The organism is Glutamicibacter nicotianae (assembly GCF_006539525.1).
In the GTDB taxonomy this organism is placed as follows: Bacteria; Actinomycetota; Actinomycetes; order Actinomycetales; family Micrococcaceae; genus Glutamicibacter; species Glutamicibacter nicotianae.
In genome coordinates this window covers 278,761-302,279 of sequence record NZ_BJNE01000002.1, presented here as the reverse complement: position 1 = coordinate 302,279, position 23,519 = coordinate 278,761, and the positions used below count along the sequence as shown (strand labels likewise).

Below are 23,519 nucleotides of genomic sequence, written 5' to 3'. Positions count from 1 at the left end.
TTTCCTGCATCCGGGGCTGGTACTAGGTTGGATGGCGAGCAAGACGCAACCATCACCCTCAATAGAAGACGGATTCATCCATGGGAGAAGAACAGATCGGCCATTGGCAGTGCGCAGGCTGCGCAGTGGAGTTCCCGCCGGGCGCGCAACCTGCCGGCCTGTGTCCTATCTGCGCCGATGAACGCCAATACCTTCCCGGGGGCACCCAGCGCTGGGTGCGCACCGAGGAGTTGGCAGCGGCCGGGCACCAGCTGACCATCACCTCCCTCGAACCAGGGCTGAACGCCATATCCTCTCCGGAGATTGGCATTGGCCAAAGCTCGCTGCTCGTGGAGACCACCGGGGGCAACCTGCTCTTCGATGTGCCGGGGCTGATTACCGGCGAGATCATTGACTGGCTCAAGAGCCGCGGGAAACTCGCGGCGATTGTGGCAAGCCATCCGCATATGTACGGGGTGCAGCAGCAGTATAGCCAGGCGTTGGGCGATGCGCCGATCTTCGTCGCCGAGAAGGATAAGGAGTGGGTTCAGTATTCGTCTGACGTGATAACCGCCTGGTCCGAGCCCTTTGACGTGCTGCCCGGGATCAAGCTGATGCAGCTCGGCGGCCACTTCCCGGGCAGCACGGTGGCCGTCTGGGAAGCAGGCGCTGATGGCCGTGGCGTCCTGCTGGCCGGTGACGCGATTTTTCCCGTGGCCGATGGCAATGTGACGTTCTTGCGCAGCTATCCCAACCGCATTCCGCTCTCTGCTGCAGTGGTTCGGCGCTTGTCCGCGACGCTGGCACCGGAGAGATTCGACCGCCTCTACAACAACTTCGCTTCCTGCATCCGGGCCGATGCGCACCGGGTAGTGCAGTTCTCGGCCGAACGCTATGCACGCTGGGCATCTGGAGAATTCGACCATCTGACCTGATCATCTGCGAAGAAAATGAGTATTCCGTGTGCGGAATATGATTTACCGGCGCAGGGATGGATCCGTCCTGGACAGCAAGGAGGCCAGGATCAGGGCAACCACCTGCAGTGCTCCCACGCAGAGCACCACGCTGGCCCACCCGTAGTGCAGGAACGGGATGCCGATGAGCCAGCCCAGCAGCGATGAGCCGACGTAGTAGAACAGGTTGTACAGGCTGGAGGCTTGGGCGCGGGCTCCGGTTGCCAGCACCGGAACCCACCCGCTGGCCACCGCGTGGGCGGCGAAGAAGCCGGCGGTGAAGATCAGCAGCCCGGCGATGATGACAACCAGGTTCCCGGCCAGCGTCAGCAGCAGGCCGAACGCACTGAGCAGGATGCTGAGGCGCAGCGTATTGCGTCGTCCGGCCCTGGCCACGAGCTTGCTGCTGGCCACCGAGGTGTAGGTCCCCGACAGGTAGGCCAGGAAGACCAGTGCCGCCCACGAGGCCGGGATCAGGTAGGGCGGTGCTTCCAGCCGGAATGCCAGGTAGTTGTAGACGGCGACGAAGCCGCCCATGAGCAGGAAGCCCTGGGCATAGACCAGCGCCATCTTGCCGCGCAACGCCTGCGCGAATTTCCTGGCGATGCTGCCCAAGTTCTGGTCCCGGATGGGAGCGAAGCCCTGCGCGCTGGGCGCCTTGAGCAGGAAGAAGAGCGTCGCCAGGCCGGCCATGATGCTCACGGCAGCGATGCCCCAGCGCCAGCCGGCGGGGTCTGCGACAAAGCTGGCAACCAAGCGGCCGGCCAGCCCGCCCAGGGTGGTGCCGGAAATATAGGTGCCGCTGGCAACCGCTACGGCGCGCGGGTTGACCTCGTCGACCAGGAAGGCCAGTGCCGAGCCGGGCACCCCGGCCAAGGCGATGCCTTCGAAGAAGCGGATCGCCACCAGGAACTCGAAGCTTGGCGCCAGGCAGCTGAGCATTCCCAGGGCAACCGAAGAGACCAGTGCGATGCTGATGACCTTGCGGCGCCCGACCCTGTCGGAGATGATCGCCCAGGGAGTCACCGCCAACGCCAGCCCCAGGGTTGCCGAGGACACGGCCAACGCTGTTCGCGAGGAGGTGATCTCGAAGTAGCTGGCGATCACGGGCAGCAGCCCCTGCACCGCATACAGCTGGGAGAAGGTGGCGACACCCCCGGCAAAAAGCGCCAGCAGCATGCCGCGGTAGGCGGGGGTATTCGGTTCGAGCCCGGTAAATGCCACTGCCTAGACCCCGGTAGGAAGCAGCGGGTAGATCAGGTAGACCACCAGCAGCGCCACGGTGTTGTTGATGACATGCAGCATGTAGGAGTAGGCCAGCGACTTGCCGCTGAGGATGTAGGCGACGGCCATCATGACGCCCAGCATGAAGTACGGCACCACTTCAAGCCAGGATCCGATGCCGGCCCCAATGAAGTGGATGCTGGCGAACAGCACCGTGGAGATCAATGCGCACAGCCAGACGTTCAGCTTGCGCGACAGCTTGCCGATGAGCAGATGGCGGAACAGGTATTCCTCGACGAAGGGGCCGAAGAACGCGGTCACTACCAGCATGACCGGCAGCGGCACGGTTCCGGCCATGGATTCCAGGGCTGCCTGGTTCTCGCTGGTGACCACCTCGCCGGTCAATGCGGCGATGACCCCGTTGACCATGATGGTCAGGAACCAGCCTCCGGGCAGCATCAGCCATTTGGCCCAGGGGTAGTACCGCATGGTCTTGAACGATTCGAAGAACTGCGCCCCGCACTGGATCATCGCAAGAATGAAGAAGGTGACATACAGGATCAGGTTGATCCCGAACAACGCCTGTTCCTGGGTCGAGAAGGCACTCATGTAGCCGGGGATCAAGCCGATGAGGGCTGCCGCGCCGCCGACAAAGAAGACGAGGTAGGCAATGACGGTCCAGAGGTCGCCCTTGGTGAACGGTCCTGCATCGAATACACGCTGTCTGCGTCGGGGAACAACAGGATAGTTCGGGTAGTCAGGCAGCTGATGCATATCCCCTAGCCTATCTGCCTCGGCTGGGGATCCGTTGTGTTTGGGGTTTGACGCACGCAAGCGAAACCGAAGACCTCGCAGGTGTGGTCAGCGAACGAGCGGAGCGGGCCGAGATCCAAGACAAATGTTCCGCGGAATTCTGCAGTGATCTTGGCCAGGCATCCAAGATCAAGAATGCGTCATGATGGCTCATGCTGCTGAGTTCAGTTGCCCGCATATTCGAAGTGCCATGCTTCGGCGTACGGATTCCTGCTTCCGTTGGCGCGGAATTCTTCCAGATTTTTCCGGTGAATCCAGTTGTATTTCTTGGAGTTGGCTTTCAGCCACTTGTAGTACTTGCCCTTGAATGAGTAGTTGAAGGTCTCAGGCACGTCGATGGCCAATCCCCAACCGTGGTTCGAGGTGCCCGGTTTGGCCGCGATGTAGTGGCCGAGCTCCTGATAGAGGAGCTGCTGCGTATCCAGGGTGCGGTAGGCCAGATCGATATCCAGGTTCTTCCCGAATTTCTTCTTGAAGGCGGCGTTCAACCTGCCCAGGTCTGCAGCGGCCGGGGCGGCGATCAGCGTTTTCTCCTTGTCCCAGTGCAGGGCCACCAGCATCGAGGAGGGCAGCTTCCCATTGGCTTGCTTCAGTACTGTGGCCCGGGTGGTCTTCGCGGTGTTGCTGGTCTTGGCATTGGTGCTGCGTTTCAGTGCCGAGGCTTTCATCCAGCCATCTGCCCCTTGGGTGCGCATGTAGTACCAGCCGGAGACCGGGCCGGCTTTCTTTTCCCACGCTTTGTCGCGATAGGCGATCGAGTTCTTCGGGATGTCGCCGATGCGCTTCTTGCCCTTGACCGAGGCGAACAGGTCTGCGCCGGAAGTTTTGGCGAAGTAGCGGTCCGTCAGGCCTGCGCGGTTGGTGGTGTACGGGCCGGCATCGATGGCGCATCCCTTGGAGCAGGTAGTGACGTAGGCGCCGGAGATCCACCCAGTCTTACCCTGGGTGGATATCTTGTACCAGCCGTTGGCTGCCTTGGATGTCGCATAGGCCGGCTGGCCCTTGCTGATCTTCCCGACGACACTGTGCCCGGTTCCCGCCCCCTTGCGGATATTCATCGTCGATTCCGGGGTGACCCAGAGCTTCACGCTTTTCGCCCGCTTCGGCGTCTTGCCGGTGCCGGAGGTCTTGGTGACCTTGGCGTATTCATTGGAAATCCACCCGGTCTTCTTGTTGTACGTGACCTGGTACCAGCCGTTGGAAGCCTGGGACTTGACCGTGACCGTCTTGTTTTTCGGGATGGTTAGGATGACGCGGTGCTTGGTGCTGGAACCGGAGCGCATGTTCAGCTTGCTGGTGGTCTTGACCTGCACTACACGGTTGGCGGCAGGCACCTGCAGTGCTCCGGGGGCCGATAGCGACGCGGAAGGCTGGGCAGACGCAGCTTGCTGTGCAACCGGGTGCGGCTGCGCGGCGCCGGCCGGCACCAGGCCGCCCAAGGCCAGCGCACCGGCCAGCAGTGCGCTGGCAGTTGAAACGGCGAATCGTCGCGGAGAACTGAACTGTGTTTTCACGGCGGTGGAATCTTCCATTGGGCACGGATTGGATGGTGTCCTGCGCAAAGCCGTTCCCGGTTCGAGCGAGATTGCCGATTCGACGCCTGACCTATTTAATCATGCAACGTCCAGTCCAAATCCGGTACTTCGTCAGCGGGGTTTGCGATCGAAGAGCTGCGCACCGACGATGCCAGCGAGCACTCCCAACAGGTTGCCCGCGGCGCGTTCCCAAAGGACATCCGCATTGACGCTCGGGTCGGCGAGCTCAAGCATCAGCATGATCAGCGGAGTGAAAAAGCTCAGCGCCAGCCCGTAGTTTCGGGTCATGTAGCCCTCGGTGGGGAACATCAGCACGATGATCACCAGCCCCAGGGCCAGCTGAGGCAGCTGCAGATGGTAGATGCCCAGCAGCACCCCCAGTCCGGCCACGGTGCCGGCCACACGGTGCAGTCCCCTGCCCAGGCGGCCACGGGCGTTGCCCGCCGCCAGCGGCACCACCGAACCAGCCATGACCCATTGCAGGTGTTCCAGGTGCAGCCCGATGGCCAGGGCTCCTGCCAGCATCACCACGCTGGCGTAGCAGGCGGCGCGGCGCAGCGCTTCCGGCCAGCCGATCGGATCATGCCCGGGATATCCGCTTGCCGCAGCTCCAAACGTGGCGGTCTGTCCCACAGCAATGCAGAACAGTGCGGTGACCACGAACGCCGCCAAACCCGCCACGGACAGCGATTGCCCCACCGGGAGGCTGGCCAGCGCCCCGAAGGCGAACAGCGGGAAGAACGAGCCGCCGGGCTTGAGCCCGTAGCGGTCCGCGGCCAGCGAACTGGTGCAGGCCCAGAAAATGCCTCCGGCGAGCAGCGCCCATCCGTCAAGTCCCCACGGCGCGATGACGATGCCGGATATGCCAGCGCACAGCATCATGGTTCCGGCCAGGGCCTGGTCCTTGAGACGCTGCACCCGGTGCGGGCTGCGGCCGTACATTCCGACCACCGAACCGAAGACCGCGTAGACCATGAGGTCCACCCGCCCCAGCAACAGCAGTGCGGCGCCGGGAATCGCCAATCCGAAACCGACACGCAGGGCGGGGCGGATCTCGGGGCTGTGGGACAGCACAAGACCCCGCCACGCCGCGGAGGCCAACGCCGGGGCCAGGATTCCCGTTTTCGGGATTCTGGCCGGCTCGGCCGGCACATTCCGGAAATTCGCCATGATCGCTCCTTGCGGGTCGTCCAGCCTCCTGCAAAAAGGAGCGGTTCTGCCACTTCAGAGTTGCATCAACACTTTGATCATGTCCAAGCATTATTTCTGATGTTTCAATCGGTCTAACTTATCAAGCCAAGTCAAGGTCCTTTGTTACGGATGGATACAGGTCGCCCGTCGCAGAGAGCAATGCGCGTAACATGAGCGGCAGCGGCTGGTGCCCGGTCGTCACCAAGCTGATTTGGCTGGTGATGCGGGGACCGGCAAGGGGCGTCTGGACAAGGCCCGGCAGCTCGCCCAGGGGTTCGAGCCACTGCTTCGGGACTACGCTCGCCCAGCGGCCGGTGGCCACCTGCGCCAGCAGCGTGATCATCGAATCGCACTCGATGCGCGGCTCGGCGCTGCGCCCGTGGGAAGCCAGCACCTCGTCCAGCAGCTGGCGGCCGCGCATGGAGGAATCCAGCAGGCACAACGGCAGCGAGAGCACCTCGTCCACGGCGGTTGGCTGCCCCTCGCCAGCGAACATCCCTGCCTTGGTGAGAAGCACGTGCTCCTCACGGTACAAGGGCAGCGCGAGCAGTCCACCCAACTGCGCGGGATCCGCGTAGACCAGCCCCGCATCGAGTTCGTAGCCGCGGACCTGGGCAATGATGCCGGTGGAGCGCAGGCTGCTCTGGACATGGATCGCTGCTTTCGGATTGGCCCGGGCGAAGGCATCGGAAAGCTGCGCGACCGTGGAGGACGCGGCGGGCACCGCGCCCAGGCGCAGCGTGCCGGTCAGCCCGGATTGCAGCGCCGCCACCTCCTGGGCCAACGCATCGCGGTCGGCCAGCAGGCGCTGGGCCCAGCGCAGCACCGTTTCGCCTTCCGCGGTCAGCCCCTGGAACGCGTGCCCGCGGCGCACCAGCGGCACCCCGAGCCCGGCTTCAAGCTTCCTGATGGATTCGGACAGCGCCGGCTGGGAAATGCGGCACTCCTGGGCGGCCCGCGCGAAATGCTGTTCCCGGGCCAGGGCAACGAAGTATTCCAACTGCCTAAACATCACCTGTCCATTGCACCATGCTCACCTCGGGTCGCGCGGTCGGGGCATGCAAAAAGCCGCGGCTGGAATGGACCAAGGTCCAGTCCAGCCGCGGCTCTGATACCGCTAGTTCCTATGAGTCGAGGTTCGTCCCTGGCTCGGGAACCGGCGCATCGGTCAGCGGCATTCCGCCGGTAGCAGGCACCGCAGCCGTATCCGGGTTCGCATCCACGTCCTCGGCCGGGCCGGCAAACTGGGACTGGTACAACCGGTAGTAGGCGCCCTTCGTTCCCAGCAGGTACTCGTGGTTGCCCTGCTCCACAATCCGTCCAGCCTCCATCACCAGGATGGTGTCGGCATCGCGGATCGTCGACAGACGGTGGGCAATCACGAAGCTGGTGCGGTCGCTGCGCAGCGCGGCCATGGCCTGCTGCACCAGCAGCTCGGTACGCGTATCGACCGAGCTGGTCGCCTCGTCCAGGATCAGCAGCGACGGGTTCGCAACGAACGCGCGGGCGATGGTGATCAGCTGCTTCTCGCCGGCCGACACGTTGGTGCCTTCCTCGTCGATGATGGTGTCGTAGCCATCGGGCAGGGCGCGCACGAAGCGGTCCACGAAGGTCGCCTTGGCCGCCTCGATGACTTCCTCATCGGTGGCATCCAGCCGGCCGTAGCGGATGTTCTCCATGATGCTTCCGCCGAACAGCCATGCATCCTGCAGCACCATGCCCACCTTCGAGCGCAGGTCGGCGCGCGAGAGCTCGGTGATGTCGCGGTTATCGAGCATGATCTTGCCCGAGTTCAGCTCGTAGAAGCGCATCACCAGGTTCACCAGCGTGGTCTTGCCGGCGCCGGTCGGTCCGACAATGGCCACCGTGTGGCCGGGATCAGCATCGAAGGACAGGTTCTCGATCAACGGCTTGTCTTCGCTGTAGGAGAAGGACACGTCCTGGAAGGAGACATGGCCATCGGTGCGGGCAGGCAGCGTGTCCTGCGCGCGGTCCGGTTCCTGCTCTTCGGCATCCAGCAGCTCGAAGGTGCGCTCGGCCGAGGCCACGCCGGACTGCAGCATGTTGGCCACGCCGGCAATCTGGCCCAGCGGCTGGGTGAACTCGCGGCTGTACTGGATGAACGCGGTGGCATCGCCCAGGCTCATGGTGCCCGAGGCCACGCGCAAGCCGCCCACCACAGCGATGCCCACATAGGCCAGGTAGGACACGAAGTTCATCACCGGCATGATCATGCCCGAGACGAACTGGGCGCCGAAGCTGGCTTTGTACAGCTCCTCGTTGCGTGCGGTGAAGCGCTCTACCATGTCCTCTTCACGGCCGAAGACCTTCATCAGCTCGTGGCCGGAGAAGGATTCCTCGATCTGGCCGTTGAGCGCACCGGTGTTCTTCCACTGCGCGGTGAACAGCTTCTGCGCCCGGGTGCCGATGACGCCCGCGGCGACTGCCGAGAGCGGCAGGGCCACCAGCGCGATCAGCGCCATCTGCCAGGAGACCACGAACATCATGATCACGATGCCCAGCACCGTCATGATCGAGGAGACCAGCTGGCTCAGCGCTTGCTGCAGCGCGTTCTGGATGTTGTCCACGTCGTTGGTCACGCGCGAGAGCAGGTCGCCGCGCTGGCGCGTGTCGAAGTAGTTCAGCGGCAGCTTGTTGATCTTGTCCTCGACGTCCTTGCGCAGGTTGTAGACCACGCGCATGACCAGCTTGTTCAGCAGCCAGCCCGAGGCCCACGAGAAGAGCGAGGCGATGAAGTACATGGACAGCACAATCAGGATGTACTGCGAGAGCTGGGTGAAGTCGATGCCCTGCCCGGGGACGAAGTCCACCTTCGAGAGCATGTCGGCCTGGGTGTCCTGCCCGGAGTCGCGCAGCTGCGCAATGACCAGTTCCGCGGGCGTGCCCTCGGGGATGTTCTTGCCGATCAGCCCGGCAAAGATCACGTCCATGGCCTTGCCCAGGATCCGCGGGGCGATCACCGAGAGCACCACGTATACGGTGATCAGGGCGAAGACCAGCACCATGCCCAGCTTGTATGGGGACATCAGCCCGATCAGCCGCTTGGCCGATGGCCAGAAGTGCTGGGCCTTGCGCACCGGGGCGCCGCCGGACCAGTCGTCGGCTCCCGCGGCGGCTTCGAATTCATTGACGTCTGCGAGCTCGCTGTCGAGCTGCGCCAAATCGGTATTCTTCTGCTTCTTCGCCACTTAGGCCACCTCCTCCACGCTCAGCTGGGATGCAACGATTTCCTGATAGGTTTCCGAGGTTTCGAGCAGCTGCTCGTGGGTTCCCCGGGCGACGATTTCGCCATGGTCCAGGACCAGGATCTGGTCTGCACCGGTAATCGTCGAGACGCGCTGGGCCACGATGATCACCGCGGCGTCCTTGGTCGGTTCGGCCAGGGCGGCACGCAGCTTGGCATCGGTGTTCACATCCAGCGCCGAGAATGAATCATCGAAGAGATAGGTGTTCGGCTTGGCGGCCAAGGCCCGTGCGATGCACAGGCGCTGGCGCTGTCCGCCGGAGACGTTGGTGCCACCCTGGGAGATCTTGGAGTCCAGCTGGCCCTCGCGTTCTGCCACGAACCCTTCGGCCTGGGCGACCCGCAACGCTTCCCACAGCTCGTCCTCGGTGGCCTCCTGGGCGCCGAAGCGCAGGTTGCTCGCGATGGTTCCGGAGAACAGGTAGGGCCGCTGCGGCACCGCGGAGATGTTCCGTGAAATGGTGTCGCGGCCCAGGTCCTTCAGCGGCACCCCGCCGATGAGGATCTCCCCTTCGGTGGCGTCGTAGAGCCGCGGAATCAGGTTCAGCAAGGTGGTCTTGCCAGCACCGGTGGACCCGATGATGGCAGTGGTCTGCCCGGGCTTCGCGGTGAAGGAGATGTCCGAGAGCACCGGAGCCTCGGCCCCCGGGTATCCGAAGGTGACGTTCTTGAATTCCACGGTGCCCGGGGTGGGCAGCTCGATCTGCCTTTCGGCGGCGTCGAGCATGCTCGGCTCGCTGTCCAGCACCTCGGCAATGCGGTCGGCGGAAACCATGGCGCGCGGGACCATCATGGCCATGAAAGTGCCCATCATGACTGCCATGAGGATCTGCAGCAGGTACTGCAGGAACGCGGTCAACGCACCGACCTCCACGTCGCCGTTGTCCACGCGGTGACCACCGAACCAGAGCACGGCGGCGGTGGACAGGTGCAGGATCATGGTGATCGCCGGGAACATCAGCACGAACAGGTTGCCGACCTTCACGCCCAGGTCGGTCAGCTTCTGGTTGGCATCGGCATAGCGCTCGGTTTCATGCTCTTCGCGCACGAAGGCGCGCACCACGCGGATGCCGGTGATCTGCTCGCGCAGCACGCCGTTGATCCCGTCGATGCGGGTCTGCATGTCGCGGAACAACGGCATCAGCTTGATGACCAGCAGGCCGACGACAATGAGCACCAGCGGCACGGATACCCAGACGAGCCAGGACAGCCCCGGGTCTTCGCGGATCGCCATGATCACGCCGCCGATGGACATGATCGGCGCGGTGATCATGAAGTTCAGCGCCATCAGGGTGAGCATCTGGATCTGCTGCACGTCATTGGTGCCGCGGGTGATCAAGGTGGCGGCACCGAACTTGTTGACGTCCTGGGCGGAGAAGGTGGCGACCTTCTCGAAGACCGCCTGGCGGACATCGCGTCCGACGCTCATGGAGGTCTTGGCGCCGAAGTAGACGGCGGCGACGGCGGTGGCCACCTGGATCAGGGCCACCACCAGCATCAGTCCGCCGGTGCGCCAGATGTAGTCGATATCGGCATTGACCACGCCGACATCGATGATCTTGGCGTTCAGGCTGGGAAGGTAGAGCGTAGCCATGGTGGTGGCCAGCTGCAATATGACTACTGCGGCGATCCACCCGGCATAGGGCTTGGAGTGTTTCAAGATGAGCTTGAGAAGCATGTGGAAAATCCTCGCTGGCATCATGCTCTCCGGCATGCTGGGTCTTCGGATTAAGGGCTGCGTGATTGAAGAGCGATTGCCAGTCTAGCGCTCCGCTTGGACACTTAGTATCATCCTTCCGATTGATATTTGCCAACCAGTGATTAACGCTCGATTAACCGCAGGATTCCGGGGATGGTGGCGTTAATCATAGGGTGTGGAAATAGCTCACATCAGCCATGGTTTCCGGCGGATTTTCATCCGCCGGAAACCTGCGCTCATTTATGCCTGAACGCTGCCGGGAACCTCGCTGGCGTAGTTTCCGCGGATGTACTTGGACAAGGCCACGGACGGGCGTTCGAAGCACAGCAGCCGCGGGAACTCTGCCCAGGCCTCGGGCACCAGCTGCACGATGTGCTCAGGGTGCGCCCGTTCTTCCATGATGCTTCGGCCAGTGTCCGGGTCCTTGCCGGTCACGCGCAGATAGGTCTGGCCAGCCTGCGGGTTCTTGGCTTTGATCCCGAGCAGTTCCAGCCGTTGTTCCAGGCGATCTTGGTCCTCAAAATTTCTGCAGAGCTCGCGGGCATGCTCCAGCGCGGCTTTAAGCCCCGCGCTGACTGCCCAATACAGTTCCGGGGTGAACCCGGCGGCAATCCAGCGGGCCACGTATTCGTGGACATGGGGAAGGTTCAGGCACAGCAGCCCCTTTCGCTGCTTCTCGGCCTCGAAGGCCAGGAATCCTCCTGATTGGAGCGTGCGCGATCCTGCGTGGAAGGGATAGGCCAGCAGCAAGCTATGCCACTTCCGCTCGCTGTCGGTTCCCTGCGGATTCTCCGGAGTGTATTCATGAATGGTGCCCATGGCATCCTCGCGTTCGTTCCAGGCGGCGTGGCATCCCGCAGGATCAGCACCACCAATCGACTTGCCCGGGATGGCTTCCCGGACCGGCTCTTCCCCTGGGGCACCCCGCTCGATGAGGAGGGTTGCCACGCGGCCAGCCAGGTACTTAGCGCCGCGATTCTGTGAGCTTGGTTCGATGGTACTGGGCACCACCGACAGTTTGGCTTGGTTCGAAAATGCAGGGGGCCGGTGCGCAGCACCGGCCCAAGCAAGCGATTCGATCAGTTTCCGATTGGCGGTGGTGCCACCTCGTCGTGCTGGGTCTTCTCGCTGTCCTTCTTCTTTTCGGAAGGCACGGTCACGATGATCGACGCGATGGCGATGACCACCATCAGCACGTTGAACAGCAGGCCGATGGCGCCACCGAAGCGCAACGCCACATTGTCCTGGCGGCCGATGAACAGGCCCCAGGACTGGATCAATGCCGGATCCATGGCCTGGCCCGCCACGTACAGGGCCGCAGAGATGGCCACGCCGATGGCGTTGCCCAGAGACGAGGCCATCTTGTAGATGCCGGACGCGGAACCCACCTCGCTGTCGGGGACATTGGACAGCGCCGCGTCGGTGGACGGCGTGGCATAGAAGCCCAGGCCGATGCCGAACAGCGTGAAGCCGATCACCGACAGCACGATGTACTGGTCGGTATACAGGAAGGTCATCGAGCACATCAGGATACCCAGACCGGTGATCATCGATCCCCAGAGCATCGGCTTCTTCGGCCCGAAGCGCTGCAGCAGCTTCTCCCCCACGCGGATGGTGGCAAGGATGGCCACCAGGTAGCCCAGGGTCAGCAGGCCGGATTGCAGCGAGGACATTCCGGCGGCCACCTGGACCAGGCCCAGCGAGACGATCAGCGTGCCGGCCGCGCCGTTGAGCAGGAAGTTGGACAGCGTGGCGCCGGTGAAGGTGCCGTTGGAGAACAGCTTCAGGTTCACGAAGGGGTTGCGGCTGTGCACCTCGATCTGCAAGAACAGCAGCCCGGTGACCACGAAGATCGCCACGAGCGCGATGCCTCCCAGGCTCAGCCAGCCGATATTCGGCCCCTGGGAAATGTAGACGTTGATGGAGACCAGCATGAGGATGAAGAAGATGAGCCCGGTGAAGTCGAAGCGGCGCTCGGCTGCCGGATCCTGCTCGGCCTTGGATTCCGGGGTGCCCTTGAGCAGGAAAAGCGCCAGCATCGAGAGGACGATGGAAATCCAGAAGATGGAACGCCAGCCCAGGAAGCTGGTGGCCATCAGCCCGCCGAACAGCGCGCAGAATCCGGAACCGCCCCAGGAGCCGATGGACCAGTAGGACAGGGCCCGCTGGCGGTCCTTGCCCTCGTAGTAGGTCTTCACCAGGGCCATGGAGGCGGGCATGATGCAGGCGGCGGACAGGCCCTGGACCACGCGGCCGCCCAGCAGCATGGCGCTGGTCAGCCCGCCGAGGTTTTCAGGGGTCAGGGCGATCAGCAGCGAGCCGGCGATGGAAAGCCAGATGCCCAGGTAAAGGATTTTCGCCCGACCCAGCCGGTCGGCCAGTCCGCCGGCGACCACGATGAAGATGCCGGAGAACAGCGAGGTGATGGACACCGCCAGATTGGCCAGTGTCTCCTCCACGCCCAGCTGGCCGCGGATCCCGGGAATGACGTTCAGCAGGGTCTGGGCGAAAAGCCAGAAGTTGATGACTGCCAGGACGATGCCCAGCAGCCATTTGTCGGTGGGCTGCCAGGTAGTGGCGCCCGTGGTCGGTGCTGCGGACATCGTCTGTTCCCTACTCTTGTGCTCCGGTGCCCAGGTAGGCCAGTGCGGCCACCACCTGGGTTCTGGTTGCTGTTTGAAGGGTTGGGTGGATCACCGGTGCGAAGAACGGCGAGTGGTTGGCCGGGATATCGGAGGCGACGGTTCCCGCGGCCACCGCATCCTTGTATTTCTGCGGATCCACGCAGCCCACCGTCCAGTAGGCATAGGGAATGCCGAAGGCATCCGGAATGGTGCTGAAGTCCTCCGAGGCGGTGGCCGGGTCTGCATGGTAGACCTGTCCCTCGGGGAAATGGGCTTCGAAAGCCGCGGTGATCTTGGCGTTGGCCGTCTCGTCATTGCTGGTGAGCGGGAACTGGTCGTAGAACTCGAACTCCGGTTCCTTGGGCGAGCCGGCAGCCTGGCATTCGCCGCGCACAATCCGGTGGATGGAATCGATGACGCGCTGGCGGATGGCTGGCTCGTAGGTGCGGATATTCAGCAGCAGCTGAGCGCGGTCCGGGATGATGTTCGCGGTGGTGCCCGCGGTCAGCGACCCGACGGTGAGCACCGCGAAGTGCCCGGGCTGGGTTTCGCGGGAAACCACTGTCTGCAGCTTGAGCACAATGGAGGAGGCCAGCACCACCGGGTCCACCGAGTTGTGCGGCATCGAGCCATGGGCTCCGCGTCCATGCACAGTGATCCGAAGGCAATCCCCGGCAGAGAGAATCGGCCCGGCGGTGGTCCCGATCATCCCGGCTTCTGCAGGCATCACATGCTGCGCCAAGGCCACCTGGGGCTTGGGAATCTTGTCCACCAGCCCGTCTTCCACCATCGCCTTGGCGCCGGCCGCGGTTTCCTCGGCCGGCTGGAACAGGGCGATGTAGGTGCCGGACCAGGCTTCCTTGTTTCCGGCGAGGTACTTTGCCGCACCGAGCAGGGTGGCCATGTGCATGTCGTGGCCGCAGGCGTGCATGGCGCCCGGAACTTCGGAGGAATACTCCAGCCCGGTGTCCTCGGTGACCGGCAGCGCGTCCATGTCGGCGCGAGCCAAGACTACCGGGCCCTCGCCATTGCGCAGGACGCCCACTATTCCGGTGCCGCCGATCAGCTGGACTTCATAGCCAAGATCTTCGAGTTCTTCGCAGATCCGCGCCGAGGTTTCATGTTCCTTCAGCCCCAGCTCGGGATTGCGGTGGAAATGCTTGTAGAGCTCTTCTTGCCATGACAGCTGTTCTTCGATCGAAGCGGTGATTTCCTGTGCAGCGCCCACTGGGTCCCCTTCTCTTCGCGCCGAGCTGCGGTTAGCCGACATGGCCCAGCTGGCTCCGGTGATTTCAATCTATCCCCGGCCGGACAGGCAGTCCAGCAACCGGTTGAATGCAATATTCGGCAACTTCGGCGAGCGCCGGCGCCGCTAGCGGTCCTGCTCGGTGCAGATGCAGAACCTGTTGCCCTGCCGATCCGTCGCCACGGTGAAGCTGGGGGCGTACTGGCTATCAAGTTCCGTGCTTTCGCTGCCCAGCGCTTCGAGTACCGGCTGGCTTTCGGAGAACGGGACCCAGACATCCAAATGCAGCCGGTTAGGGTTGGGGTCTTCTGTTTTCTGGAACCAGATGGCAGGCAAGCGGTGGTTCGGGTCAACTAGGCTGCCGTCCTCCTGCTGCTGGTATCCCAGGCCGGCAGCCCACTGCGCGGCGACCTGCTGCGGGTCGGCTGTATCGATGCCGATTTCCACCGTGCGGATCAATTCCGGGCGGGAAGTGGCGCCAAGTGCCCGGGCCTGTTCGGAGATCCTGCGTGCCAGGGCGATATCCCGGGTGGTCACCCGCCCTCCGGCGTCATGGGAAGTAGTGGTGACGAAGACGCGGTTGTAGCGCCAGTCCACGTCCGGGTGGTGGTTGTTCACTTCGGCGGCTCCGGCGATATCGCTGAAGAGCTCGATGGCGGATGCCGCTGTTTTGGTCTGGAAAACGGCGGCTATGCCGCCGGGGATTTCCCGCCAATGCGGCAGGTCCTCCAGATAGTCGCTGATCTGCTGGTCACTGAGAATGTCGTTGCTGCCCATGCGTATCTCCTCCTTGAAAACACGATGGCACCGGTGCCGCTTCGCCTCAAGGAGATTTCCTGAATGCACAGGTTTCCATCAGTGCCAGCGATCTGGATGTCTCCTGTGAACTGATGCGCCACCTGTCCGTACGCGGGCGGGACGGCCTAGCCTCGATGGCAAAGCGCAAGGAGGCCAGAATTCCATGCTGAACATCTTCCAAGCCGAGATCAATGATTCGACGCTGGATGACATCAAATCTGCGCAAAGCAATCGCAAGCGCCGGCGGCTACGCCGTGCCGCTGTCCTGGCGGTTGCGGTCATCGTCGTGGCTGCCTTGCTCGGCCTGTTCGCCCAGGAGCAGACCGTGGTGAAGGACGGGGACAGCTTCACGGCCGAAGTGCAGCTCCCCACCGTGATCAGAGCCGGAAACGAAATCGAGCTGAGAATTGAAATCACCGCTGCCGAGCCGCTGCCCGAGACCATCACCCTGGAGCTGGACGAGGACTACCTGATGCTCTTCGAGGACTTCTCGGCCTTTCCCGAGCCCGAGTCCGTAGCAAGCGGCGCAGGCGGCACCATCCAATTCGAGGTGGCCCCGGTGCCGGGGTCCAGGCAAATGGTCGCCACGCTCACCGGCCGCGCCTCGGATCAGTGGTCCCCGAGCACCGACGGGGTGCTGGGCATCAAGGTGAATGGCAATACAACGGAACTAGAGATCAGAACCTGGAGGATCCCCTGATGGATATCGTCATCCGCGCCGCCGCCGCATTCATCATCTTGTGGCTGGCTACCCGCGCCGCGGGCCGGTCCACCCTCGGCGAGCTCAGTTCATTCGAGCTGGTGCTCTTCGTGGTGCTGGGCGATTTGGTGCAGCAAGGCATCACCATGGAAGACCGTTCGCTGGTCGGCAGCTTGCTGGCGGCCTTCACCATGATCGTGCTCGCGGCGATCCTGAACTACGCGAATATGCGATGGCCCAAGCTGGGCAAGCTGATGCAGGGCCGGCCCATTGTGCTGGTGCGCGACGGCGTGCTTGACCGCAAGGCGCTGCATGCTGAGCGTATCGGCCTGGATGAGTTGAGCATGCTGGCCCGCCAAGCCGGCATCGAGAACTACAGCAGCATCCGGCTGGCGATTCTGGAGGCCAGCGGCAAGATCTCCTTCTTCACCCAGGAAGCCCAGTCCCAACCCTGAGCGCAGTGGCCGGACATTCGAGAAAGCGAGCGGTGCCAACCGGATAGGTTGGCACCGCTCGCTTTGTGCGCTCGGTCCGCTACTGCTCTTCCGGTGTCTCGCGCTGATCGGGCAGGTTGGCGCTGCGCTCCGCGTCCAGCCCGGGGTCCTCGAACTCTTCGGGTTCATCGAGCTGCGTGTCATCGACAGCGCGTTCCCCGTCCAGCGGTTCGACCAGCGTGGTTTCGGGATTCAGCAGCAGCGGGTCCTCGTCGCTTTCGGCCAGGATGCGCTCTGCCCCGCGCAACGGGTCATCCGCATCCAGCTGCGCAGGCGCATCCGAGGAGCCTTCGGCCGGTTGGCTGTCGCGGCCATCCAGCGGCTCGTCGATGTCCTGGTCCTTGCGCACATTCTCGAATTCTTCATTGTTCAGTGACATTTGCGCTCCTCTTGCCTTGTCCATAGGGAAATGATTTCTTCGGTGTCCATCAGCTTCTGCCGATGCTGGGTGCTCATGTATTCCAGTGCGTTCTGCCCTGCCTGCGGGTCCGGGGACGCACAGGCATCGGTGGCGACCGCAACCGGCAGGTTCGCGGCAAACGCGTCAGATGCCGTAGCCCGGATGCAGGTATCGGTGGCGACCCCGGCCAGCACCAGGGAACTGGCGCGGCGTTGCAGCAGCAGCGTCGTCAGCTCCGTGTTCCAGAAGGCGCTGTCCCGGCGCTTGACCACTTCGATGGCCCCGGCCAGCTCCAGCTCCTCCAGGTACCCGGCTTTCGCCGTGCCTTCGAAGAGGTAGCCCTGGCCATCCTCGAGCATCTTCAGCGTCCAGGTGGACCTGTCTTCCTTGTGCACGGTGCGCACGCTGATCACCGGCACCCCGGCCCGTGCCGCCGCCGCGGCCAGCCGATTGCAGTTGGCAGTGATCTGCTGCCTCCATGCGGCCACCCCGGGGTCTGCGAAGAAGCCGCGCTGCAGATCGATGAGCAGCAGGGCCGGGTGCCTGAAGTCGCTCGTGGAATCCGTAGCACCCATGGCTCAGCTGTGCGCCGCGCAGTGCTGGCAGCAGAACACGTCCTGTTGCTGGCGCACCGGATGGCCCAGGATGGCGCAATTGCAGTGCGCGCACCGCTCAGCCATGTCCTGGATGGCGCATTCGAAACTGTCGTATTGGCCTGAACGCCCATCCCTGCTGAGCATGAACAGCGGGTCCTGGTCGTTTCCGCACAAATCGCAGGTCTGCATTGGTTCTCTCCTGTCTTCTACTGGGTGTTCCCCTTTGCGGCTAGCGTTCCTCGTCATCCTCGCGGTACTGGTCTTCGGTCGAATCATCCAGATCCGGGTCGATGCCCTCAGCCTCGTCGGTCGGGGCGGGAACGTGCTCGTCATCCGGCTGGCCCAGCGGCCAGGCCTTCTCGACCAGATCCTGGTCCGGGTCCTTCAGCCGATCTGCGGCGTGGGCAATGGCTTCCTTGGCCTTGTCGATGAGTCCCATGGTTCTTGTCCTTCCGGATTGATCCGATACGGTCCTCTAACCGAATACCAGTGAAGCGTGCCCCGCGTACATGGTTAATCGGCTGTTGCCAGCTTCGCCCCGGGCGAGCCTGCAAAGACGCTGGCAATGGTTGATGGCCTGCTTGCGGTGCTGGAGCGTGGGAAGCGTCCCCGCAGGAAAACGCGAAAGGAGCACGATCATGGTTGCAGCCAAGGAACTAATGACCTCGCCAGCCAAATGCGTCAAGGAACAGGACTCGGTCCAGGTCGCAGCCCAGCTGATGAAGGACCTGCAGGTCGGCATGCTGCCCATCTGCGGCAAGGATGACCGGCTGGCCGGCACCATCACCGACCGCGATATCGTCATCAACGCCGTAGCCGACGGCGTGGTCACCTCCAGCACCAAGGTTGCCGACTATGCCCAGGGCAAGCCGGTGACCATTGGCGCCGACGATTCCATCGAGGAGGCCATCCGCACCATGCAGGAGCACCAGGTGCGCAGGCTTCCAGTCATCGACGGGCATACGCTGGTGGGAATGCTCGCCCAGGCGGACATTGCCCGCTACTACGACGAGCAGAGCACCGGCAGCCTGGTCGAAGGGATTTCCCAAGACTAGGACCAGGCCAGGACCTGCCGCCGGCAGCAGCACAAGGAAGAGCTTCCGGGAAAACTGTGGTTTTCCCGGAAGCTCTGTTCTTGCTCTTGGCGATTTTTCGCCGCAGTTGCCGCGTCACCGCTCGTTGGCGTCCGTGCCTCCCCTCGGGTCATCCAACGAGCTTGGTCCCCGAACCAGGCGGTACACGCCGTAGATGAAGACCAATGCGCCCCAGCCTGCCACGATCCACAGCGGCCCCGAGGTGCTGTCGGGCGCCGCGAGCAGCGCGTAGATGGCGAATCCCACGGCCACGAGCCCGCCCGCAATCGTGAGCCACAGGCCGGGCCGACGGCCATGAGTCTTATTAATCGGTTTGTCCGTCATGTCTTCATCCTTTCCTGGAGGGAAAGCTCAACCCGCGTCAAAGCGATCTTCGCTTTCCTCAGACGTATCCTCGGTGTTCTCATTGATGCTGCCCCGGCGGGCCACGCGCTCGTCGCCGGGTTCTGCTTCGCCATCCGGCTGCGTGGTGCGTGCCAGATTCTCGGGCTTGTCTCGGTCACTCATTGCTGCTCCTGTCGTGGCGATGGGCTATGAATTGCGCAGGGCATCGATGAGCTCGGCCTTGCGCATCTTCGAACGGCCCTCAACCCCGATTTCCTTGGCCCGGTCCTGCAATTCCTCGACAGTCCAGTCCTCGTAGTCTCCGGATTTGCCGCCGCGCTTGCCCACCTCGGAGCGGCCATCGCGGGCGGCGGCATTGGCGATGCGCGCCGACTTCTGCTTGGAGTTCCCCTCCTCGCGCAGCTCCTCGTAGAGTTCCTCATCCTTGATCCGGCTCTTGCCCTTGCCTGCCATGGGTTTCCTCCCTCTCACGCTTCGCCAGCTGACCTTCGGATAGCCAGCACTGTGCGTCCCACGCTAGCTACCTGCGGCCACGGGCGACAGGGGCACCCCCGGATTCTGCGCTGGATCCCAGACTTCGGCGGTAGCACATTTTCTGGCAGCAGCCGCGAAGCTGATGCTTGGCCGAAAGCTCTCTGGCCGTTGCCGCCAAGTGGGCACCGTGCTGTTCACCGCCGGTACCCCGCGAAGAACACTGGGAGGTGCCCCTGACGCCGTTGGCGCTCTCGCGACGGCGTCTTCCAGCAACTGAAGGAGGAAAAGCCATGCCCGGGAAGAATCCCCCGCACCATAATGAACCAGTAGGCACTGCCAATGATTCGAGCAGCACGGGGTTGCCGGATCATGGGACAGCAGATGAGCCGGTGGGCACCGGCAGCCACCCGGATTCGCGCACCAGCGATTCCGCTGGAACCGAGCGTACCGGCAAGGAAAAGATCAGCCCTCCCGAACAGCGCCAACCTGAGCCCGGCCTGGATCAGGAGTTGAAGCCGAAGGCGGATCACGGCGAGCGCAGCTACCAGGGCCGGGACCGGCTGGGCGGAAAGCGCGCGCTGATCACCGGTGGCGATTCCGGCATTGGAGCGGCAGTGGCGATCGCTTTCGCCCGCGAAGGGGCCAGCGTCGCCTTGGCCTACCTGCCCGCGGAGCAGCCGGATGCGGATGCCATCGCCGGGCTCCTGGAAGAGGCCGGCGTCGAGGTGCACCTGCTGCCCGGGGATCTGCGCGACCGCGAGTACCGCGGTTCGCTGGTCGACGAGGCGGTGGCCGCACTCGGCGGACTTGACATTCTGGTGAACAACGCCGGCAAGCAGATCAGTGTCGAATCCTTGGAGGAGCTGAGCGATGAGCAGATCGAGGCGACCTTCGATGTGAATATCTTCGCGATGTTCGCCCTGAGCCGGGATGCGCTGAAGGTGATCCCGGCCGGCGGATCCATTATCAATACGACATCCATCCAGGCTTTCGACCCCTCGGACCACCTCATGGATTACGCCTCGACCAAGGGGGCGATCAGCAACTTCACCAAGACGCTGGCCTCCCAGGCTGCCAAGCAGGGCATCAGGGTCAATGCGGTGGCTCCCGGTCCCATTTGGACTCCGCTGCAGCCCTCGGATGGCCAGCCCATCGAGGCGTTGCCGAAGTTCGGCCACGATACCTGGCTGGGCCGGGCAGGTCAGCCGGTGGAACTCGCTCCAGCCTATGTGTTCCTGGCCAGCGACGAGGCTTCGTATGTTGTCGGATCCACGGTGCACGTCAACGGCGGGAAGAACCAGCCGTAGGACCGTGTATTTGTCCCCGGGCGGATAGGGGTCCGGGGATCAATCCACCTCGTCCTTGCTGATGGTGAATTCCATGTTCCTCCGCTCGTACTCGCGCTGGCTGAAGGTAGCGCGCTGGACTTCCTTGACCTCGTCGAAGCTGGAGCCGATGGCCCCGCCCATGGTTCCCAGCGAGGATGCCAGCCAGGCAAGATTGACGTATTCGGCCAGCGACACATCGTGGCGCAGCTGATAGGCGAGGTATTCCTGGTCAATGACAATCAGTGCACCCGCCAGCAGCGCCAGGAATAAGAGCAGGTACATGGCCGTCGCTGCAAACCCGACCGTGAGCACCGTGGCCGCGTTGTAGATAACCATCCGCTCGCGGCGGCGGTTGCCCTGGGGCCTCTCCCACAACCGGTTGTGCAGCAGCAGCCAGAGCGTGAGGATCAGAATGCTTGACAGCGTGATCAGCGCAAGCCGCGTAGCGGGCAGGTAGTCGGCCATTGACCAGATGCTCGTGTAGAACACGCCGAAGGCTCCGGTGGCCACCGCACCTGCCATCGCGGATGAAAGCCGCGGCACCAGTTTCCACGGCTGGTTGCTGCGCACCATTCCGGCGACCAGCAGCAGCCGCCCGCGCAGGCCCTCGATGCTCGTGATGCGGTTCTGCTCGTTCTGCCCGTCCTGCCGGCTGGCGTGCACGCTCATTGCCCGGCCCAGCGGGGTGGGCGGCGGGGCGGGCTGCTTGCCGGTAGCCAATTCCCTGACCAGTTCGGCCAATTCCCGTGCCACCGTGCGCGGCCGGGCCATCCCGAGACTGGGCATGGAAAGCACGGCCGAAGCATCCTCGACGGAAATCACCGAACGCACCGGCCGGTTCTGCACATAGTGCGGTGCATCGGTCAGGTAGATGATGAAGTCCCAGCCGTGCTTCTCCCGCAGCTTCGGCACCTTGTCATTCAACGCCACCCGTCCACTCTCCCCCAATGGCAGGGAGAACGGAGCCACCTGCACGTCCCACCGGTGCTCCTGCTCCTGCAACTTCTCCAAGACCCCTTCCAACCGCGCAGCTACCCGATTAGCCACGGCATCGGCGATGCCGGGATCGGCAATTATTCCTATCGTGCGCATCTCGGGATCTTGCACGCTCATCAGCACCTCGCAGCTCTCCGGCAGCAGCTTGAGCCGCTCCCACAGCACACCCTAGGAAGTTGTGCCAGGGCATGCAGTGCCGTTCAGCAACCTTGCAGGAACCAGCATCGGCATTGCACCCTTGATCCCCGGGATTCCGCGGACTCCTGACTCACAGGCAATGCCCATCAAACTTCCCTTGTTGCCTGCGGCCCGGTGTGGCAGGGTCGGTGCCATCGCCCATCTGGTACAGGAAGGAAAGACCATGGACTCCAATCAGCCAGAAGAAGAGACGCGCCAGGGGAACCCTCCGCTGCGCGATGAGCACGCTGGGAAGGATCCCGCGAAGGGCAAGCAGAATCCGGTTGGCAGCAATGAGGATGCTTTCGAGCAGCCGGCGGAAGACCAGGACCCGGACGCGGTGGACACCGACCGGTTCAATACCGACTGACTGTTGTCCATAACGGGAAACGAAGCACGGAGGAGAATGATTTGAAGGCATTGACATGGCAAGGCAAGCGAAAGGTCGCATTCAGCGACGTCCCGGATCCGGTGATCCAGGACCCCTCAGACATCATCATCAAGGTCACTTCCACCGCGATCTGCGGATCAGACCTGCATCTCTATGAGCTGCTGGGCCCCTACATGCATGCTGGCGACGTGCTGGGCCACGAAACCATGGGGATTGTCCAGGAAGTTGGCAGCGGCATCACCAAGCTGTCGGTGGGCGACCGGGTAGTCATCCCGTTCAACATCTCCTGCGGCCACTGCTGGATGTGCCAGCATGACCTGCAGTCGCAGTGCGAGACCACCCAGGTGCGCAAGCACGGCAAGGGCGCCCAATTCTTCGGGTACTCCGAACTCTATGGACAGGTTCCCGGCGGCCAGGCCGAATACCTGCGTGTGCCTCATGCCGATTATGGTGCCGTGAAAGTTGGCCACGAGCTGCCCGACCACCGCTATCTGTTCCTCTCCGATATCCTGCCCACCGCGTGGCAGGGCGTGGAGTACGCAAGCGTCCCGGACGGCGGAACCCTCGCGGTCTACGGGCTCGGACCGGTGGGCCAGCTCGCCGCGCGAATCGGCCGCCATCTGGGCTATGAGGTGCTGGGTATCGACCCGGTAGCCGAACGCCGCGCCATGGCCGAGCGCCACGGGATCCAGACCCTGGACTTCACCAAGGACACCGTGGGCGAACTGCGCGGGCGCACCGGGCGCGGCCCCGATGCCGTGCTCGATGCAGTGGGCATGGAAGCCCATGGTTCCCCGGTCTCCTCTATGTTCCAGCAAGCCACCGGGCTGCTGCCGGACAAGGCCGCGCAGCTGGCCATGGAGAACGTCTCCGCGGACCGCACCAGCGTGCTGGATTCGGCCATTGATGCGGTGCGGCGTGGCGGCACCTTGTCGATCAGCGGCGTCTATGCCGGGGCAGCCACACCGATGCCGATGGTGAAGCTGTTCGACAAGCAGATCCAGATCCGCCAGGGCCAATGCAATGTGCGCTCATGGACGCGGAAGCTGCTGCCGCTGGCCGAGGATGCAGCCGATCCGCTGGGCCTGGACGACCTTGTCACGCACGAGCAGCCGCTCTCGGACGGTCCGCAGATGTACGAGACCTTCCAGAAGAAGCAGGATGCGTGCATCAAGGTGGTGCTCAAGCCGTAGCGAG

The 23,519-nt window shown here is 63.4% G+C and carries 26 protein-coding genes and 1 riboswitch; of the genes, 7 read left to right on the top strand and 19 right to left on the bottom strand.

Features of this window, described 5'->3' with window-relative positions; genetic code table 11:
* Window positions 1–80 precede the first annotated feature (80 nt).
* Window positions 81–914 (top strand): MBL fold metallo-hydrolase, encoded by an 834-nt coding sequence (locus ANI01nite_RS04165; RefSeq protein WP_255314401.1) that lies wholly within the window; start codon window positions 81–83, stop codon window positions 912–914.
* A gap of 42 nt (window positions 915–956) precedes the next feature.
* Here the strand turns inward: ANI01nite_RS04165 and ANI01nite_RS04160 are convergent, their stop codons facing one another.
* The 11 genes from ANI01nite_RS04160 to ANI01nite_RS04110 all read right to left on the bottom strand — a co-directional run bounded on the left by ANI01nite_RS04160 (window position 957) and on the right by ANI01nite_RS04110 (window position 15,306).
* Window positions 957–2,156 carry an MFS transporter gene (locus ANI01nite_RS04160; RefSeq protein ID WP_218024302.1) on the bottom strand — a complete coding sequence of 400 codons (1,200 nt, stop codon included), beginning with the start codon at window positions 2,154–2,156 and terminating at the stop codon, window positions 957–959.
* Between the two features lie 3 nt (window positions 2,157–2,159).
* Window positions 2,160–2,930 (bottom strand): CPBP family intramembrane glutamic endopeptidase, encoded by a 771-nt coding sequence (locus ANI01nite_RS04155; protein WP_141356255.1) that lies wholly within the window; start codon window positions 2,928–2,930, stop codon window positions 2,160–2,162.
* A 203-nt stretch (window positions 2,931–3,133) separates the two neighbouring features.
* On the bottom strand, window positions 3,134–4,483 hold the full coding sequence (locus ANI01nite_RS04150; RefSeq protein WP_170214563.1) for an SH3 domain-containing protein: 1,350 nt from the start codon (window positions 4,481–4,483) through the stop codon (window positions 3,134–3,136).
* Window positions 4,484–4,615: 132 nt separating this feature from the next.
* Entirely contained in the window at window positions 4,616–5,674 is a 1,059-nt protein-coding gene (locus ANI01nite_RS04145; RefSeq protein ID WP_141356251.1) for an FUSC family protein, read from the bottom strand.
* A 121-nt stretch (window positions 5,675–5,795) separates the two neighbouring features.
* Window positions 5,796–6,707: a LysR family transcriptional regulator gene (locus ANI01nite_RS04140; RefSeq protein ID WP_141356249.1), complete on the bottom strand. Its 912-nt coding sequence runs from the start codon at window positions 6,705–6,707 to the stop codon at window positions 5,796–5,798.
* 112 nt (window positions 6,708–6,819) lie between these two features.
* A complete protein-coding gene (locus tag ANI01nite_RS04135) occupies window positions 6,820–8,904 on the bottom strand; it encodes an ABC transporter ATP-binding protein (RefSeq protein ID WP_141356247.1) in 2,085 nt (694 codons plus the stop codon).
* Window positions 8,905–10,638: an ABC transporter ATP-binding protein gene (locus tag ANI01nite_RS04130; protein ID WP_073706950.1), complete on the bottom strand. Its 1,734-nt coding sequence runs from the start codon at window positions 10,636–10,638 to the stop codon at window positions 8,905–8,907.
* A gap of 261 nt (window positions 10,639–10,899) precedes the next feature.
* The gene (locus ANI01nite_RS04125; RefSeq protein WP_141356244.1) at window positions 10,900–11,478 is read right to left on the bottom strand and encodes a hypothetical protein; all 579 of its coding nucleotides are present in this window, start codon (window positions 11,476–11,478) and stop codon (window positions 10,900–10,902) included.
* A gap of 54 nt (window positions 11,479–11,532) precedes the next feature.
* Window positions 11,533–11,645: riboswitch (SAM riboswitch) on the bottom strand.
* Between the two features lie 93 nt (window positions 11,646–11,738).
* The gene (locus tag ANI01nite_RS04120; protein WP_141356242.1) at window positions 11,739–13,262 is read right to left on the bottom strand and encodes an MFS transporter; all 1,524 of its coding nucleotides are present in this window, start codon (window positions 13,260–13,262) and stop codon (window positions 11,739–11,741) included.
* A gap of 10 nt (window positions 13,263–13,272) precedes the next feature.
* Window positions 13,273–14,511: a M20 family metallopeptidase gene (locus tag ANI01nite_RS04115; protein ID WP_255314400.1), complete on the bottom strand. Its 1,239-nt coding sequence runs from the start codon at window positions 14,509–14,511 to the stop codon at window positions 13,273–13,275.
* Window positions 14,512–14,655: 144 nt separating this feature from the next.
* Window positions 14,656–15,306 carry a 4a-hydroxytetrahydrobiopterin dehydratase gene (locus tag ANI01nite_RS04110; RefSeq protein ID WP_141356238.1) on the bottom strand — a complete coding sequence of 217 codons (651 nt, stop codon included), beginning with the start codon at window positions 15,304–15,306 and terminating at the stop codon, window positions 14,656–14,658.
* Between the two features lie 184 nt (window positions 15,307–15,490).
* Between ANI01nite_RS04110 and ANI01nite_RS04105 the strand changes: the two genes are divergently transcribed.
* Entirely contained in the window at window positions 15,491–16,027 is a 537-nt protein-coding gene (locus tag ANI01nite_RS04105) for a hypothetical protein (RefSeq protein WP_141356236.1), read from the top strand.
* Window positions 16,027–16,482, top strand: a complete 456-nt coding sequence (locus ANI01nite_RS04100; protein ID WP_066142253.1) for a DUF421 domain-containing protein — start codon at window positions 16,027–16,029, stop codon at window positions 16,480–16,482. The genes ANI01nite_RS04105 and ANI01nite_RS04100 overlap by 1 nt, the downstream gene beginning before the upstream one ends.
* A gap of 79 nt (window positions 16,483–16,561) precedes the next feature.
* Here ANI01nite_RS04100 and ANI01nite_RS04095 read toward each other — a convergent pair whose 3' ends face one another.
* From ANI01nite_RS04095 to ANI01nite_RS04080, 4 genes are read right to left on the bottom strand one after another with little or no spacing between them, the layout of a single operon-like run.
* Window positions 16,562–16,900, bottom strand: a complete 339-nt coding sequence (locus ANI01nite_RS04095; RefSeq protein ID WP_066142255.1) for a hypothetical protein — start codon at window positions 16,898–16,900, stop codon at window positions 16,562–16,564.
* Window positions 16,891–17,496, bottom strand: coding sequence for a cysteine hydrolase family protein (locus ANI01nite_RS04090; protein ID WP_141356234.1), 606 nt, complete (start codon window positions 17,494–17,496; stop codon window positions 16,891–16,893). The genes ANI01nite_RS04095 and ANI01nite_RS04090 overlap by 10 nt, the downstream gene beginning before the upstream one ends.
* Before the next feature lie 3 nt (window positions 17,497–17,499).
* On the bottom strand, window positions 17,500–17,706 hold the full coding sequence (locus ANI01nite_RS04085) for a metallothionein (protein ID WP_073706957.1): 207 nt from the start codon (window positions 17,704–17,706) through the stop codon (window positions 17,500–17,502).
* Between the two features lie 40 nt (window positions 17,707–17,746).
* Window positions 17,747–17,956, bottom strand: coding sequence for a hypothetical protein (locus ANI01nite_RS04080; RefSeq protein WP_141356232.1), 210 nt, complete (start codon window positions 17,954–17,956; stop codon window positions 17,747–17,749).
* Window positions 17,957–18,155: 199 nt separating this feature from the next.
* On the opposite strand from ANI01nite_RS04080, the gene ANI01nite_RS04075 reads away from it, so the two are divergent.
* A complete protein-coding gene (locus tag ANI01nite_RS04075; RefSeq protein ID WP_066142263.1) occupies window positions 18,156–18,572 on the top strand; it encodes a CBS domain-containing protein in 417 nt (138 codons plus the stop codon).
* Between the two features lie 114 nt (window positions 18,573–18,686).
* On the opposite strand, the gene ANI01nite_RS04070 is transcribed toward ANI01nite_RS04075, so the two are convergent.
* Genes ANI01nite_RS04070 through ANI01nite_RS04065 form a run of 3 tightly spaced genes read right to left on the bottom strand, consistent with a single transcriptional unit; the run spans window position 18,687 to window position 19,409 of the window.
* The gene (locus ANI01nite_RS04070; protein WP_141356230.1) at window positions 18,687–18,935 is read right to left on the bottom strand and encodes a hypothetical protein; all 249 of its coding nucleotides are present in this window, start codon (window positions 18,933–18,935) and stop codon (window positions 18,687–18,689) included.
* Between the two features lie 27 nt (window positions 18,936–18,962).
* Window positions 18,963–19,118, bottom strand: coding sequence for a hypothetical protein (locus tag ANI01nite_RS16645; RefSeq protein WP_170214562.1), 156 nt, complete (start codon window positions 19,116–19,118; stop codon window positions 18,963–18,965).
* 24 nt (window positions 19,119–19,142) lie between these two features.
* A complete protein-coding gene (locus ANI01nite_RS04065) occupies window positions 19,143–19,409 on the bottom strand; it encodes a DUF7218 family protein (RefSeq protein ID WP_028268631.1) in 267 nt (88 codons plus the stop codon).
* A gap of 311 nt (window positions 19,410–19,720) precedes the next feature.
* Between ANI01nite_RS04065 and ANI01nite_RS04060 the strand changes: the two genes are divergently transcribed.
* On the top strand, window positions 19,721–20,737 hold the full coding sequence (locus ANI01nite_RS04060; RefSeq protein WP_255314398.1) for an SDR family oxidoreductase: 1,017 nt from the start codon (window positions 19,721–19,723) through the stop codon (window positions 20,735–20,737).
* A 39-nt stretch (window positions 20,738–20,776) separates the two neighbouring features.
* Here the strand turns inward: ANI01nite_RS04060 and ANI01nite_RS04055 are convergent, their stop codons facing one another.
* Complete coding sequence (locus ANI01nite_RS04055; protein ID WP_141356228.1) at window positions 20,777–21,871, bottom strand: hypothetical protein; 1,095 nt, start codon at window positions 21,869–21,871, stop codon at window positions 20,777–20,779.
* Window positions 21,872–22,115: 244 nt separating this feature from the next.
* Between ANI01nite_RS04055 and ANI01nite_RS04050 the strand changes: the two genes are divergently transcribed.
* Both ANI01nite_RS04050 and ANI01nite_RS04045 read left to right on the top strand, forming a co-directional pair.
* Complete coding sequence (locus ANI01nite_RS04050) at window positions 22,116–22,301, top strand: hypothetical protein (protein ID WP_141356226.1); 186 nt, start codon at window positions 22,116–22,118, stop codon at window positions 22,299–22,301.
* A 41-nt stretch (window positions 22,302–22,342) separates the two neighbouring features.
* Entirely contained in the window at window positions 22,343–23,515 is a 1,173-nt protein-coding gene (locus tag ANI01nite_RS04045; RefSeq protein WP_141356224.1) for an alcohol dehydrogenase catalytic domain-containing protein, read from the top strand.
* Window positions 23,516–23,519 lie beyond the last annotated feature (4 nt).

Coding starts and splice junctions, on each gene's coding strand:
- ANI01nite_RS04140 (WP_141356249.1), bottom strand. CDS start 6,707: ATGTTTAGGCAGTTGGAATACTTCGTTGCCCTGGCCCGGGAACAGCAT.
- ANI01nite_RS04120 (WP_141356242.1), bottom strand. CDS start 13,262: ATGTCCGCAGCACCGACCACGGGCGCCACTACCTGGCAGCCCACCGAC.
- ANI01nite_RS04065 (WP_028268631.1), bottom strand. CDS start 19,409: ATGGCAGGCAAGGGCAAGAGCCGGATCAAGGATGAGGAACTCTACGAG.
- ANI01nite_RS04060 (WP_255314398.1), top strand. CDS start 19,721: ATGCCCGGGAAGAATCCCCCGCACCATAATGAACCAGTAGGCACTGCC.
- ANI01nite_RS04110 (WP_141356238.1), bottom strand. CDS start 15,306: ATGGGCAGCAACGACATTCTCAGTGACCAGCAGATCAGCGACTATCTG.
- ANI01nite_RS04165 (WP_255314401.1), top strand. CDS start 81: ATGGGAGAAGAACAGATCGGCCATTGGCAGTGCGCAGGCTGCGCAGTG.
- ANI01nite_RS04105 (WP_141356236.1), top strand. CDS start 15,491: ATGCTGAACATCTTCCAAGCCGAGATCAATGATTCGACGCTGGATGAC.
- ANI01nite_RS16645 (WP_170214562.1), bottom strand. CDS start 19,118: ATGAGTGACCGAGACAAGCCCGAGAATCTGGCACGCACCACGCAGCCG.
- ANI01nite_RS04050 (WP_141356226.1), top strand. CDS start 22,116: ATGGACTCCAATCAGCCAGAAGAAGAGACGCGCCAGGGGAACCCTCCG.
- ANI01nite_RS04080 (WP_141356232.1), bottom strand. CDS start 17,956: ATGGGACTCATCGACAAGGCCAAGGAAGCCATTGCCCACGCCGCAGAT.
- ANI01nite_RS04055 (WP_141356228.1), bottom strand. CDS start 21,871: ATGAGCGTGCAAGATCCCGAGATGCGCACGATAGGAATAATTGCCGAT.
- ANI01nite_RS04100 (WP_066142253.1), top strand. CDS start 16,027: ATGGATATCGTCATCCGCGCCGCCGCCGCATTCATCATCTTGTGGCTG.
- ANI01nite_RS04075 (WP_066142263.1), top strand. CDS start 18,156: ATGGTTGCAGCCAAGGAACTAATGACCTCGCCAGCCAAATGCGTCAAG.
- ANI01nite_RS04085 (WP_073706957.1), bottom strand. CDS start 17,706: ATGCAGACCTGCGATTTGTGCGGAAACGACCAGGACCCGCTGTTCATG.
- ANI01nite_RS04155 (WP_141356255.1), bottom strand. CDS start 2,930: ATGCATCAGCTGCCTGACTACCCGAACTATCCTGTTGTTCCCCGACGC.
- ANI01nite_RS04125 (WP_141356244.1), bottom strand. CDS start 11,478: ATGGGCACCATTCATGAATACACTCCGGAGAATCCGCAGGGAACCGAC.
- ANI01nite_RS04090 (WP_141356234.1), bottom strand. CDS start 17,496: ATGGGTGCTACGGATTCCACGAGCGACTTCAGGCACCCGGCCCTGCTG.
- ANI01nite_RS04145 (WP_141356251.1), bottom strand. CDS start 5,674: ATGGCGAATTTCCGGAATGTGCCGGCCGAGCCGGCCAGAATCCCGAAA.
- ANI01nite_RS04095 (WP_066142255.1), bottom strand. CDS start 16,900: ATGTCACTGAACAATGAAGAATTCGAGAATGTGCGCAAGGACCAGGAC.
- ANI01nite_RS04070 (WP_141356230.1), bottom strand. CDS start 18,935: ATGACGGACAAACCGATTAATAAGACTCATGGCCGTCGGCCCGGCCTG.
- ANI01nite_RS04130 (WP_073706950.1), bottom strand. CDS start 10,638: ATGCTTCTCAAGCTCATCTTGAAACACTCCAAGCCCTATGCCGGGTGG.